The 13,141-nt window shown below is 61.3% G+C and carries 13 protein-coding genes; 5 read left to right on the plus strand and 8 right to left on the minus strand.

What is annotated here, in order from left to right:
* From WB528_RS07190 to WB528_RS07205, 4 genes are all read left to right on the plus strand, one after another.
* A partial coding sequence (locus tag WB528_RS07190) for a hypothetical protein (RefSeq protein ID WP_423887728.1) occupies positions 1-211 on the plus strand: 211 nt, incomplete at its 5' end.
* 257 nt (positions 212-468) lie between these two features.
* The gene (locus WB528_RS07195; protein WP_423887729.1) at positions 469-1,665 is read left to right on the plus strand and encodes an ABC transporter substrate-binding protein; all 1,197 of its coding nucleotides are present in this window, start codon (positions 469-471) and stop codon (positions 1,663-1,665) included.
* 226 nt (positions 1,666-1,891) lie between these two features.
* Positions 1,892-2,584 carry a hypothetical protein gene (locus WB528_RS07200; protein WP_423887730.1) on the plus strand — a complete coding sequence of 231 codons (693 nt, stop codon included), beginning with the start codon at positions 1,892-1,894 and terminating at the stop codon, positions 2,582-2,584.
* Positions 2,585-2,754: 170 nt separating this feature from the next.
* Entirely contained in the window at positions 2,755-3,684 is a 930-nt protein-coding gene (locus WB528_RS07205; protein WP_423887731.1) for a LysM peptidoglycan-binding domain-containing protein, read from the plus strand.
* Between the two features lie 43 nt (positions 3,685-3,727).
* On the opposite strand, the gene WB528_RS07210 is transcribed toward WB528_RS07205, so the two are convergent.
* The 7 genes from WB528_RS07210 to WB528_RS07240 form a co-directional block, all read right to left on the minus strand.
* Positions 3,728-4,354, minus strand: a complete 627-nt coding sequence (locus WB528_RS07210) for a methyltransferase family protein (RefSeq protein WP_423887732.1) — start codon at positions 4,352-4,354, stop codon at positions 3,728-3,730.
* Between the two features lie 75 nt (positions 4,355-4,429).
* Positions 4,430-5,416, minus strand: coding sequence for an NAD-dependent epimerase/dehydratase family protein (locus WB528_RS07215; RefSeq protein WP_423887733.1), 987 nt, complete (start codon positions 5,414-5,416; stop codon positions 4,430-4,432).
* Positions 5,413-5,976 (minus strand): DUF962 domain-containing protein, encoded by a 564-nt coding sequence (locus tag WB528_RS07220; RefSeq protein WP_423887734.1) that lies wholly within the window; start codon positions 5,974-5,976, stop codon positions 5,413-5,415. The genes WB528_RS07215 and WB528_RS07220 overlap by 4 nt, the downstream gene beginning before the upstream one ends.
* 217 nt (positions 5,977-6,193) lie before the next feature.
* A complete protein-coding gene (locus tag WB528_RS07225; protein ID WP_423887735.1) occupies positions 6,194-6,586 on the minus strand; it encodes an MAPEG family protein in 393 nt (130 codons plus the stop codon).
* A gap of 34 nt (positions 6,587-6,620) precedes the next feature.
* Positions 6,621-7,709 (minus strand): lipocalin-like domain-containing protein, encoded by a 1,089-nt coding sequence (locus tag WB528_RS07230; RefSeq protein ID WP_423887736.1) that lies wholly within the window; start codon positions 7,707-7,709, stop codon positions 6,621-6,623.
* A complete protein-coding gene (locus WB528_RS07235; RefSeq protein ID WP_423887737.1) occupies positions 7,699-10,158 on the minus strand; it encodes an FtsX-like permease family protein in 2,460 nt (819 codons plus the stop codon). The genes WB528_RS07230 and WB528_RS07235 overlap by 11 nt, the downstream gene beginning before the upstream one ends.
* Complete coding sequence (locus tag WB528_RS07240) at positions 10,155-10,808, minus strand: ABC transporter ATP-binding protein (RefSeq protein WP_423887740.1); 654 nt, start codon at positions 10,806-10,808, stop codon at positions 10,155-10,157. The genes WB528_RS07235 and WB528_RS07240 overlap by 4 nt, the downstream gene beginning before the upstream one ends.
* A 196-nt stretch (positions 10,809-11,004) precedes the next feature.
* Between WB528_RS07240 and WB528_RS07245 the strand changes: the two genes are divergently transcribed.
* Positions 11,005-12,276 (plus strand): MFS transporter, encoded by a 1,272-nt coding sequence (locus WB528_RS07245; RefSeq protein WP_423887738.1) that lies wholly within the window; start codon positions 11,005-11,007, stop codon positions 12,274-12,276.
* Between the two features lie 188 nt (positions 12,277-12,464).
* Here WB528_RS07245 and WB528_RS07250 read toward each other — a convergent pair.
* Positions 12,465-13,141 (minus strand): MFS transporter (locus WB528_RS07250; protein ID WP_423887739.1); only part of this gene is annotated, 677 nt, incomplete at its 5' end.

The following is a 13,141-nucleotide window of genomic DNA, read 5'->3' on the forward strand; positions in this document are numbered from 1 at the left end:
CAACACCGCCGGCGACCTGGTGATGCTGGGCAGCGTGGTCGATTTCCGCGATGTTTCGGGGTCCGACCGGGTCGCACGCTACAATCTTTATCCGGCATCTGAGCTTCAGGGAGAATCGACGCCAGGAACGAGTTCGACAACGGCGATCAACATCATGAAGCGGTTGGCGGCGACGCTTGGCGTGCGCATCATGGGACAGGATGTCACCTGACCCAGATCGGTCGGTATGCTCGGCGTCACGCTCTTCGGGCTGGTGTTCACGCCGATCTTCTACATGGTGGTGCGCAATCTTGCGGACCGCTCGGAGCAGAAAAGGACGGTTCCGGTGAATTAACCGCGCGATTGCAGGCGGCGGTTGCCACAGCATGCGGCGCCCGCGGGACCCTACTTTTGGCTCATTCAAAGTGGGTGGGCAGGGCAAAGGTAATAAAATATCATGGCGCCGACAAAAATCCGGAGAGCAAGATTATGAGTTTGAAACTATTGCCGGCGGCTGTTGCGGCTTGCGGCCTGTTGATTGCGACGCCGGTGTTGGCGCAGGGCGTCAAGATCGGCATCCTGAACGACCAATCGGGCGTCTACGCCGATTACGGCGGCAAGTATTCCGTCGAAGCAGCCAAGATGGCGATCGAGGATTTCGGCGGCACCGTGCTGGGCCAGAAGATCGAGTTGGTTACGGCCGACCATCAGAACAAGCCGGACCTTGCCACCAGCATCGCGCGACGGTGGTACGAGGTCGACGGCGTGGACATGATCACCGAGCTCACGACATCGTCGGTTGCGCTGGCGGTGCAGGAGCTTTCAAAGGAAAAGAAGAAGATCGATATTGTCGTGGGCGCTGCGAGTTCGCGTCTCACCGGCGACGCCTGCACGCCCTATGGTTTCCATTGGGCCTATGACACGCGTGCGCTTGCAGTCGGCACTGGCGGCGCGCTGGCCAAGGCAGGCGGTGACACCTGGTTTTTCCTGACCGCAGACTACGCGTTCGGTTACGCGCTGGAAAAGGACACCAGCGATATCGTCAAGGACAATGGCGGCAAGGTGCTGGGTGCGGTTCGTGTCCCGCTGAACTCCTCGGATTTCTCCTCGTTCCTGCTGCAGGCCCAGAGTTCGAAGGCCAAGATCATCGGGCTCGCCAATGCCGGTCTCGACACTACCAACTCGATCAAGCAGGCGGCAGAATTCGGCATCGTCAAGGGTGGCCAGAAGCTTGCCGCTCTCTTGATGACGATCTCCGAAGTTAACGGGCTCGGGCTTGAAGCGGCCCAGGGCCTGGTGCTGACGGAAGGTTTCTATTGGGACCAGAACGACAGGACGCGGGCGTTCTCGGAGCGATTCTTCAAGCGAACCGGCCGCATGCCGAGCATGATCCATGCCGGCACCTACTCGGCGACGCTGCAATATCTCAAAGCGGTGAAAGCAGCCGGCACCAAGGATTCGGACGCTGTTGTCAAGAAGCTCAAGGAACTTCCGGTCAACGACGCGTTTACGGATAACGGCAAGGTGCTCGCAAACGGCCGCATGGTTCACGACCTCTATCTGTTCGAAGTCAAGAAGCCTTCGGAATCCAAGAAGCCCTGGGACTATTACAAGCAGATTGCGGTCGTGCCCGGCGACAAGGCTTTCTTCACGGCCAAGGAAAGCGGTTGCCCGCTGACGAAGTAACCGGCGGCGTTATTCCGACGATGCGAAGCGGCGCCATTTTGGCGCCGCTTTTTGAGCCGTCACGTTTGCAAAAGCGAGCGCGCCCCCGGAGGGTATCTGGAGATGTCCGTGTGTTGCAATCGGGACACGCAGCGCGCATGAAATGGCCTTCTCAATGCGCCTTTTTGTTGCAGATGCGAGCGTGCCGAGTCTACGTTCCGGCCACCTGATTTCCGCGAGGGAACCCATGACATTATCCGGCGGCACCACGAAATTTCTCAACCGCTTGCCCGGCCGATGGTGGTTGCGGTCGTTGAAGCCCACGGCGGTGGCGTTGCTGCTGCTCGCGCTGCCGATCGCGACAGCGGAAAGCCATGCAGTGCAGATGTCAGGCGCCAACGGCGCCCACGTCTACCTCTTGCGCGGCGTGCTCAACATTTTCTCACTTGGGCTCGATGACATCGCGGCCAAGCTGCAGGCCCAGGGTATCCCGGTCACCGTCGTCAACTATCTCGGCTGGTCGTCGCTCGCCGACGAAGCGGCTGCGGACTACCGCGGCGGCCGGGTGAAGACGATTATTCTGGTGGGGCATTCTTCCGGCGCTACGGTGCTGCCCGACATGGTCGAGCGTCTCAGTCAGCAAGGCGCTCCGGTGAAGCTTGCGATTGGTCTCGATTCGGTATTTCGCACCAGCCTTTCCGGTCGCGTCGGACGCTACATCAACTACTACATCGGCAACGGCAATGGAGAGCCGGTCGCGCCGACGAAGCAATTGCACGGGGAGCTCGAGAACGTGAATGTGCAGAATGTTCCCGGTGTCGGACACATCACGATCGAGAAGAACCAGATCATGCAGCGACGGGTGATCGGCGACATCGATGCCGTGGTTTTCGGCGGTCGCCATAAAGAAGTGTCCGCAGCGCCGGGCCTGGTGCGGTAGACTGCGCTGTTTGCGGCGTCGTCTGCTCTGAAGACGGCCTCGAGATGCCACAATTCCACCAACTCGTCCTCGCAAAAGGAGCGGGAACGCGCATCGATTGCGCCTTTCCTGCCCTTCGGCTCCGCCGGTAACGGCGGCCCGTTACGGGGCTTCCAGCGTTAGGACGGATCGTGGAGCGCATCATCAATCCGGCGCGAGTTGCAGCCGTCCTTGTCGGGACGCTGTGTTTGTTCTCGCTGGTTGGTGCCGGTTTTGCCCCGACCGCAGCGCAGCCGATCACCGCTTCGACCGAGGCGCTGATATCGTCGCCCCCAACGACGACCGGGCCGCGCGCGCGGGCTTATCTTTTTCGCGGGGCCCTGGGGCCGTTCTTCTCGCGCGGGATCGACCGCCTGACCGAAAAGCTCCAGGATGCCGGCATCACCGCCAACGTATACGAGTTCACCATTTGCCGCCTGATCGCGGCACAAGCAATCAACGAATATCGCGAAAACCCGGCGCCGATCGTGCTGATTGGGCATTCGATGGGTGGATTTTGCGCGGTGAAGTTTGCGGAAATTCTGGAGACCGAGGGTATCCGCGCGGATCTCGTCGTCGCCATCGACCCGGCGCATGTGACGCCTGACGTTCCGCTCAACGTCGACCGCTTCATCAACATCTTTCTGTCGAAGAGCGTGCTTGGCGGCGGCGACGTCAAGCCGAAATCGGGGTACCACGGCCATTACGCGAGCTTCGATCTTTCCCTGCACGACGAAGTTTCGCACATCAATATCGAGAAGCTGGACACGGTGCAGCAGCAGCTCGTGACCAAAGTCCTTCAGCTCGCCGCAGCAAAGGCTGAAGGCGGCACCGTGCCCATTCGCTGCGTCGTTCCCGCCAAAGCGGACATCGATCTCTGGGACAGCGGCATGGCAGTGTTTGCACGCCCGGGGGACAGCCTGCAGTCGATAGCGTCTGCCTATCATGTTCCGTTATGGTCGGTCATGCAGGTCAACAAGGGCGCGGACCGTACGCCGCTGGTTCCCGGCGAACGTGTCGTCGTTCCGCGTCATCTCGAACCGTTGGTCGAGGCATCGGCGCCGCAGCCGGCAAAGCGTTGATGATTGGCGTCCTCAAACGTCTTCCGGCGTTTGAGGCAAGGCTTCAGCGCTGTGGCAGGAACGGCACCAGCATCGGAACACGATGGCAGTAAGAGCCATAGGCGTCCGCGCCGAGTTCTTCCGTGAGGAAGCCTTCCTCCATGCGAGCCTTTTGCCAGAGGCCGAAGGCGATCATGGCGGTGCCGAGCAGGGCGGTCCCGGTTCCAACCGCAACGCCCGTCGCAATCATGGCGCCGATCAGCCCGGTATAGATGGGGTGACGAACCATGCCGTAAGGTCCGGTGTCGATGACGCGGTGGCCTTCCTTGCGCGTGATGGCATTGGACCAGAAGCGCCCGAGGTGAATGCGCGCCCACCAGGTGAACAGGCACCCGGCCGCGGTCAGCGCTGCGAGGATGTAGATGCCGGTCGTGCCGATCTGCCACAACGGCTTCTCGCCGAGGATTTGGGCGGTCCAGGGCGTCAGCAGGATCGCGCCGATGAGAATGGGAAAGCGGTAAGCCCGCGAGTCCCAGGTCCTGACGTGTTTTTCGGTGCGGCCGGAGAAGAACGAACCTATCAGCCAGCTGAGAAGCCAGGCGGCCCAGATCAGCGCCAATAATGCGGTGGGCCAGGTTGCGGTCCAACCGCTCCATACGAAGGCAATAAACGGGTTTGGGTCATGCATCATGCCCGACCTTATATTCCCGATCGGACAACGCTGGCAAATTTCTAGAAAGCCGAAGCAATCGAGTGGCTTACCGCCTCAAGACGTTTTCGGCGCGCTGAGCAGGTAAGCGATGGTATCCCGCAGCGCCGGCTCAATCGGCCGTGGCGCATAGCCAAGTTCTGTTTGCGCCTTTTTGATCGAGAGTTCGGTAGCCCTAAGCGCGATCCTTACACCTTCGGCCGTGCCAGATGGTGGCCGGTGCGTGATGTGATCCGAAATGAATTCCAGCACGGCGGCGGACGCTTCCGCGAGCTTGCCGGGCACCGGAATGGCGAGCGGGCTTCGCCCGCTGATGGCCGCCATCAGCTTCAGGATCTTCTTCAGTGAAATGCTTTCTCCGCCGAGGATGTAACGATGGCCTGTTTGCCCGCGCTCCATCGCCAGGATCAGGCCGGTAGCTACATCGCGCACATCGACGAGGTTCACGATGAAATCGAGATACATCTGTACGCGTGCGTGCAGAAAATGCTGCAGCATCGCGGTGGGAGGCGTCAGGTTGTGATCGTGCGGTCCGATCGGCATGGTCGGCGTGCCGATGACGACTGGAAACCCCGTCGCGGCCGCCTGTGCCGCGGCCTGCTCGGCCAGCATCTTCGATCGCGTATAAAGGCCGGGCATGGCCTGGGGCGGCAAAAGGCTGCGCTCGCCGCTGCCTTGTTGCATCGAGGCCGGCCTGAACAGGATGGATTCGGTCGAGCAATGAAGGAAGCGTGCTACGCCACGCCTGCGCGCAGCGGCAATAACGACTTCGGTTCCCTGGAAATTCACGGCATGGAAGTCGCTCTTCTTGGGCAGCCACATGCCCGGAAGGCCAGCGAGATGATAAACCTCGTCGATACCGCGGAGCGCTTCATCCACCAGACCAGAATCCAGCACCGAGCCCGATACGTATTCCACGCCGGGGCTGGCGCAGAGCGGAGAGCGGCGGTCGAGGACCCGGACCTTGCGGTCTCGCGCCACAAGTGCCGCCACAAGGTGCTGCCCAATGAAGCCGGTGCCGCCGGTAACGAGTACCCTGGTCATGAACGTGATAGCGGCTCGACCTGATGTTCCTCGGCGAAGGATGATGAGCCGCGCTGTATTTGCGGCTGGACGGTCTGGATGATGGCCGCCAGATCGCGCCGAAATCCGAGGGCGATGAATAATTTCGTCATCACAAACATCGGCCCGAGCAGGAGATGGGACGGGTTATCGACCAATGCCGGCTGACGGCGTTCGAATACCCGATGCCCGATCACCTGGAAGCCAATGCCGACGACGATCAAAATCGTAGTGACCGACCACAAGACAGTGGTGTTCGCATGGCTCACGACAAAGGCGGCCGCCGAAAGCAGCACCGCGGCCGCGCCGAGAATGGCTGCGCCGATCGCGGCATCCAGCGTCAACCAGTACACAAGCACCGGCAACACCATGATCGATGCCAGCGTCGTATGCACCCCCAGCACCTGAATCGGAACAAGGTTGAGAGGAAGAATCGCGGCAAAGAACAATGCGATGATGCCGAAAACATGCATCGTGCAATTCCAGGGATCGCGGTGATATTCGACGTAATCCGCAAGCTGGCGTTTGAAAAAAGCATTCATGTAGGGAGCTCGCTACAACCTTCGCGCAGAAGCACTCAGGCGCTGATGAAATTAAATAAGGCGGTGCGACCTTGTTGCTACGAAGGTCACTTAAACGCGAGAAATGTCCGAAGTCAAATAATGGTGGAGCCTTCAACTGGCTGAATTGTTTCGACTAATCTGGCTGAATTGTTTCGACTAATCACTAACTGCAATACTGGGGCGTAAGCGTCGTGCCTCACGCGTGAATGAGGCGCCAAAGAATACCGATCGTCGCGCCAATCCAGAGAATGATAGTGGCGCTGGCCTGGACCGCAAAGCCCGGCCCGCGTTTGTTGGCGGCCTTCGCATAGCCGATCATGTAGAGGATACGCCCGATAATCCAGACGACGCCGAGCGCTGCCGCAATCGCGTCACTGACATAAATGGCAAACAGCCAGAGCGCGGGCAGGAAAACCGGCATCCACTCCAGCGTATTCATCTGCACGCGATAGATGCGCTCGAACTGCGGATTGCCCGACACGGCCGGCGCCTTGACGCCGTAGCTCTGGCGCGCCTTGCCGACCTGAAAACTGATCAGGAAATACGTCAGGGTCGCAAGGCAGGTGACGAGGGCCGTCAGATGAAACATCGCGAACTTCCCTTCGGCGTCTTAAGGCCCGTCTTCAGTATCCTGTCATCTCCAGATATCCAACCCCGTTGTGGCTTCCGGAGAAACTGATCGGTCCTTCCCAATAGGGAAAGCGCGTTCCCATCCAGCATTTCGCATTGACCGGGGCGCATGAAATCTTCAGCTCCAAGGATGAGATCGCGATTTCCCAGGCGGTTGGGACGTTGCGTCCCGCAATGTTCGTCGAAACCCTTGGCGTCATGCCGATCTCGGATGGAGCGATCTGCCGGCTATTTCCATCCGGCGCGAACCATTTGCCTGAGGTGAAGTGACGACCGTCCGCGCGGCGCAGCCGAAACAGCATGAGCTTTTGGCCTTCGCTGAAATGCAGCGACAGCCAGTCCCATCCGGTCTGATCGGAAGCGAGCGGCTGGCTGCTCCATTCGCGATCCATCCAGGCAAGACCAGTGACCCCAACCGGTTTGCCGTCGATGGTGATGCTGCCGGTCGTCTTGAAATAAGGTTGGCTGTAGTAATAGGAAGCCTGGCCTTGTTCTGATTTCACGCTGTAGCCGGCATCACCTTGCAAAACCAAGGCGTGGTCGGCTTCGAGACGCAGGGTGTAGGCGAAATCGGGGCCTGCGGCGTTTAGTTCGAGCGGCGAAAGGGTGTTGCTATTCATCCCCTCGCGCCCACGCATTCGCCAGGCATCGATCCAGGCATGAAACGGCGAAGCTTCGGCGCCCGCCTGTCCAACGCCGCCGCGGGCGAACGTTTCGCTGAAGCGATGGGTGTCGGCACGGGTCACCGCCGCATTTCCCATCCATATCTGCTGATTGGCCCAGCCCTCAGCTTGCGCGCCGGGGGCCATGGCCTGTCGGAACAAAGTCCATTGCGCGCCGTAAGCCGATCCGGCCGCATCGGTTAGATTGGCCGTCACGTACCACCATTCGATGCGAAAGTCCGGATGCGGACCGTGATCGTCGGGAAAGACAAGCTTCTTGCCGGGTACTACCGGGGCAAACCCTTTGCCGCTCATGCCGAGCCCGGCAAAGCCTTGCGCCCACGCGCCCCCTTGAGTCAGCGCCGAAAACAGTGCGCCGCCGGCGAACGCGCGGCGTGACAGTCTGAAATCACCGCTCATCGGCGAAAACCTTGATCAGCGCCGCCGGTTGCAGCCGAACCAGTTTTAAGACCGGGATGGCGGCTGCGGCCAGCGAGGCCGTCATGGCCACGGTGAGAAGCTCGGCCAGTTGCCACGGAAAGACATGAAACGGCAGGCGCCAGCCGAATGCTTTCACGTTCACCACCGCGATCAGGCACCAGGCGACCAGAAGGCCGAGCGGCAACGCAAGCAGGGCGGTGATCAGCGCAACCGACATCGTCTTGAGAAGTTCGATGACAGCCAATTGACGTCGGGTGATCCCGATGGCCCAGAGAGGAGCAAGCTGGGGCAGGCGGGAATTGCCGAGCGTGAGCAGGCTCGTCAACAACGCAATGCCGGCAACGCCGAGCGTGAAGCCGTTCAACGCGGCGGTCACCGCGAAGGTCCGGTTGAAGATGCTCTTCGATTCCGCTTTCAACGTTGCCTGGTCGATCAGGTTGCGCTCGTCCAATCCGAACTTGTCGCGCAAGCCCGACATCAGCGCAGGGACGGCGGTTCGATTGGCGAGCAAGCCAATCCGCGTCAGCGGGATATTGGGGAAGTGGCTGGTCAGCGCGTCAAAATTCACCGCGATCTGCCCCTTGGGATTGCCGTAATCGGCATAGATGCCGACCAGCCGGATCCTCCAGTTGCCGTTCGGTGTCGGCACTTCGATGGTATCGCCGATCGCAAGCTTCGAACGCAGCGCCAATTGCTCGCTGGCGAAAGCGGCGTCGCCTGACCGAAGCCGCGACCAGGCATTTCCGGCGGATCGCAGCAGGGGCCAGCGATTGCGGTAGGTGGGATTGTCGGGAAGGCCGAAAAGTTCCAGCGGCGCGCCTGCGAGTTGCGTCTCGGCGCGGCCACCGGGAAGGATGGCGGTGACGTCATGACGCTCGCGCAGCCAGGCGGTGACGGCTTTGGCCTGCGCATCGTCGGACGCATTGATGTAGACGTCGGCGGCGAGCCGCCCGTCGAGCCAACCGACAAAGGTTTGGCTGAAGCTTTCGACCATCGTGCCGACGCCGACATTGACCGACAACGCCAGCAACAGCGCCATCAACGCCAGCGACAAGCCCGAAAGCTGCTGGCGGCTGTCGGCCCAGAACCATGCGGCAAGCGCGCCTCGCGCCTGGCGTTGGCCGCCCGCCAGCACCAGCTCCAGAATCAAGGGCAGTCCCAGCGCCGCGCCCAGCAGCATGGCCGCGAGCACGGCAAAACCGGCAAGAAGGGAATCGCCGAACTGGAGAAAGCCGAGGGCGGCGGTGAACACGACAAGCGCAGCGATCCCTTGCAGAACGACCCATCGGCGCTGCGCCTGACGCCAGGCTTGCGGCTGCGCAGCCGCGAGCACAGACAGGCGGCTCGCTTTCACCAGGCTCGCCGTCGCGGCCAGCAGCGCTCCCAATACGCTGATGAGGAGTCCGGCCGCCCACCATTGCGGCCGCAGCGTGAGCTGTCCGGGAATTTGCGCGCCGTAGAGTCCACGTAGCGATGCGGCAACATCGGGGAGCAGTGCCGCCGCAATCAGATAGCCGCCAACCATTCCCACGAGCCCGGCGACGAGCGCGAAAAATATCAGTTCAAGCACCAATATCGTGTTGAGCTGGCGAGCAGATGCGCCGCAGGCGCGCAAGGTTCGCAACATCGGCAGCCGCTGTTCGAACGCTAACCCGATCGCCGAGTTGACGATGAACAAGCCGACAAAAAACGAGAGCAGGCCAAACGCCGTGAGGTTCAAATGAAAGCTGTCGGTAAGGCGTTCGAGATCGGTCTCTGCATCGGGCTTGACCAGGCGGAGCTTGTCGCCCGCAACGGATTCGAGCGCCGCGCGCGGACCGTTGTTCTTGCCGATCAACAGACGCGACACCTGATCGGGCATTTTCAGCAGCCGCTGGGCGATGCCGATATCGACCACGAGTATTCCCGGCGCCAATTGCCGGGCGAGATGAAGCGGCGGCAGTCTCATGTCGTTGCTCGCTTCGGGTGAGGCGCCTTCGCTGGAGCCCAACTCGGCGAGAGTCTCGGGCGCGACACGCGTCTCTCCCGGTGGCATGACGAAGGCCTGTAGATCGCTGCCAATAGCCGGCGTGTCACCGACTTCCGCCGGCAGCGTAACGGGTTCGACGCCGAGTACGCGGAATGCGCGTCCATTGATCTGGATACGGCCCTCGAGAACCGGCGACACCGGCCAACCGGCACGGCGCAGATCGACAAATAGCTGCTGCGAGAAGGTCCCTCCGTTGCGGGCCACCAGCGTCGCGGTTCTGATGCCGCCGAAGGCCGCGGCCGCGCGATCGTAGCTGTACCGGGCCTGCTGGTTCAGCGCCTGGACCCCGCTCCACAGCGCGATCGCTGAGATGAGACCGATCAGCAGGGTCGCGAATTGCATCGGATGCCGCCGCCAGTGGCTGAGCAGGACAACCAGAATCCACAGGCTCCGCGTCACGCGATCAGTCCTGCGCTGAGGTTGACATGGCGGTCCAGCGTCGCAGCGAGACGGATTGAGTGGGTTACCATCAGAAAACCACAGCCGGTCTGTGCGACGAGGTCACGGGTCAGCGCCAGCACGTCGTCGGCGGTCGCCTCATCCAGATTTCCGGTGGGCTCGTCCGCAAGCAGAAGCAGCGGTTTCACCGCCAGCGCCCGGCCGATTGCAACCCGCTGCTGCTGGCCGCCGGAAAGCTGTTCGGGATAACGATCCAGCAGGCCGGCAAGCCCGAGACGTTCTGCGAGTTCGGCCTGCCACGCGGCATCGTGGCGTCCGGCGATGCGGGACTGAAACGCCAGATTGTCCCGGACACTGAGACTCGGGATCAGGTTGAACTGCTGAAAGACAAGACCGAGCCGGTCGCGCCGCAAGGCCGCAAGGCCCGCTTCATTGAGGTCCGAGATCGGCGTCCCTGCAAAATCGATCGTCCCGCCGTCGGCCCGATCGAGCCCTGCGATCAAATGTAGCAGCGTACTTTTGCCGCTGCCGGATTCTCCGGTCAGGGCAACCCGCTCGCCGGCCGCAACCGTCAGGTTGACCCCGCGAAGGACCGCGACCTGTTCACCGGCCGCAGAATAGGCCTTGGTCAGACTGCGGACGCTCAGCACGATCTTTCGGTCCGATGTCATGCGAAGCGACGCACCCTTGATATTTCCTTCACTGGTCGTTGAGCATAGCAACACCGTGGCCGTAGATCACGCCCCCGCGAATCACGTTCTTGCTGTAGGATGGATTCTCCGTTGCGTCCTCGATAGCATCACATCAAGTCCGTTCTAATTGCGGAAAAGCCACCGCGAGGGGACCATGTCTGCCCAGCCGACGCCGAAGGGGGCCTGGAGAATAGCGTTTCTCCTGTTTCTGTTCATGCTGCTGAACTTCGCGGACAAGATCGTGGTCGGTCTTGCCGGGGTCCCGATCATGACCGACCTGAAGCTCGAACCGGAGCAGTTCGGCTTGCTCGGATCTTCTTTTTTCTTCCTGTTTTCCATTTCGGCGGTCGCCGTCGGCTTCCTCACCAATCGCATCGCGACACGCTGGGTGTTGCTGACGCTCGCATTGATCTGGGCGCTCGCCCAGTTCCCCATGATGAGCAATGTCGATTTCACGACGCTTCTGATCTGCCGTGTCATTCTTGGCGCGGGCGAAGGACCGGCGGGCGCGATCGCGGCGCATGCCATCTACAAATGGTTTCCCGACGAGAAGCGGACCCTGCCGACCGCCGTGTTGTCGCAGGGGTCGGCCCTCGGGATTATCCTCGCGGTGCCCGCGCTGAATTGGCTCATCGTCCATTATAACTGGCACTATGCGTTCGGAGCGCTCGGCGTCGCCGGGCTGATCTGGACGGTGGCCTGGCTGGTTTTCGGCAAGGAGGGACCGTTCGTTCCGACCGCGATCGCGGTCGCGGAGGAGCAACGCATCCCTTATTTCCGGCTTCTCACCTCGCGCACTTTCGTCGGCTGCTGCGCCGCGAGCTTCGGCGCGTACTGGGCGCTCTCGCTGGGCTTCACCTGGTTCACGCCCTTCATCGTGAAGGGGCTTGGCTTTTCGCAGGAGCAGGCCGGCTTGATTTCGATACTGCCCTGGATATTTGGTTCCGTCGTCGTGCTGATGACTGGCTGGATATCGCAGGTGCTGACGGTGCGCGGCTCTCCAACGCGCGCTGCGCGCGGGGTTTTGGGTGCGGTCCCGCTCATCGTCGGAGGGATCATTCTTGCCTTCGTCCCCCATGTTGATGGTGCGGGACTGCAGATTGCCTTGCTGGTGGCGGGTTCGGGGCTTTCCGGATCAATCTACGTGGTGTGCGCGCCGATGATCAGCGAATTCACGCCGGTATCCCAGCGCAGCGCCGTGATCTCGATCTATGGCGCGATCTACACGCTGGCCGGCATTCTGGCGCCTTGGGTAATGGGCAATGTGATCCAGACCGCGTCAGGGATGCTTGATGGCTACATGACAGGCTTCACCATCAACGCGGTCATTCTTGTTGTATCTGGCGTGATGGGTCTGTTGTTGCTTTGGCCCAATACCGAACGTGAGCGTTTGATGGCTGCCGCGCGGCCCCCGAAATTCGCTTGACGGCGAAGGTTGCCTGATGGTCCGATTCTAACAATTGCATCCTGGTCTGGCAGGCACTTTTGCAAATGTCTGAATCAATGGACCACCAGCAAATATAGCTTTCTAGTGGGGTTTTGGATCTGACATTCGTATCGCGAATGCGCGGCCACAGGGAAGCGAATGTCAAATCCACTCCACTAGTCGCGGGATCAGGCGTGCGCTGGCTTGCTTCTTTCGGGGCGGCGCTCCGTGGCGAGCGCCAGGATGACGGTAAGCACCATGAACACGACCGAGCCGCCAAACACCCAATGCGGCAGGTTCCGGTCCATGATCCAGCCAAACAGCAGCGGGCTGATGATGCCGCCGATATTGAAACCGGTGGAGACGATGCCGAAAACCCGGCCTGCCGCGCCCGGAGGGGCGGCATCGCGGACCATCATGTCGCGCGAGGGGGCAATGACGCCGCTGAGAAAGCCGGCCAATCCCATCAATCCAATCAAGAGCGGTTGGGACAAATTCGACACTGCAATCACCAGCAGGATAGCGGCATTCACCGCGAAACAGACTGCGGCCACTTCGCCATGGCGATCGGTCTGGTCGGCAAGAAATCCGCCCGCGAGAACGCCGGCTGCGCTCGCGCCGAGATAGGCTGTCAGCGCCAGGTTGGCGGCGGAGAATGTCGCGCCATATCCGCCCATCAGCGCCACGACGCCGAAATTACTGATTCCCGCATTGGAGAGACTGAGCAGCAGGAAGAACATCGTCAGCACGGCGAGCGCCGGCGTGATAACGCTTTGCCTGGGTGCGCCGGCGCCGCCTGTTCCGCGGTGGGCCGCGCTTGCGTCGGGAATACCCACGCCGAACATGAGAAGCGCCACCAGCGGAC

The sequence above is a fragment of the Bradyrhizobium sp. genome (genome assembly GCF_049586575.1).
Classification (GTDB): domain Bacteria; phylum Pseudomonadota; class Alphaproteobacteria; order Rhizobiales; family Xanthobacteraceae; genus Bradyrhizobium.

Bases quoted from the DNA above. Each gene is read 5' to 3' on its own strand.
- WB528_RS07200 (WP_423887730.1), top strand. From the start codon at position 1,892: ATGACATTATCCGGCGGCACCACGAAATTTCTCAACCGCTTGCCCGGC.
- WB528_RS07220 (WP_423887734.1), bottom strand. From the start codon at position 5,976: ATGAATGCTTTTTTCAAACGCCAGCTTGCGGATTACGTCGAATATCAC.
- WB528_RS07225 (WP_423887735.1), bottom strand. From the start codon at position 6,586: ATGTTTCATCTGACGGCCCTCGTCACCTGCCTTGCGACCCTGACGTAT.
- WB528_RS07230 (WP_423887736.1), bottom strand. From the start codon at position 7,709: ATGAGCGGTGATTTCAGACTGTCACGCCGCGCGTTCGCCGGCGGCGCA.
- WB528_RS07245 (WP_423887738.1), top strand. From the start codon at position 11,005: ATGTCTGCCCAGCCGACGCCGAAGGGGGCCTGGAGAATAGCGTTTCTC.
- WB528_RS07215 (WP_423887733.1), bottom strand. From the start codon at position 5,416: ATGACCAGGGTACTCGTTACCGGCGGCACCGGCTTCATTGGGCAGCAC.
- WB528_RS07195 (WP_423887729.1), top strand. From the start codon at position 469: ATGAGTTTGAAACTATTGCCGGCGGCTGTTGCGGCTTGCGGCCTGTTG.
- WB528_RS07210 (WP_423887732.1), bottom strand. From the start codon at position 4,354: ATGATGCATGACCCAAACCCGTTTATTGCCTTCGTATGGAGCGGTTGG.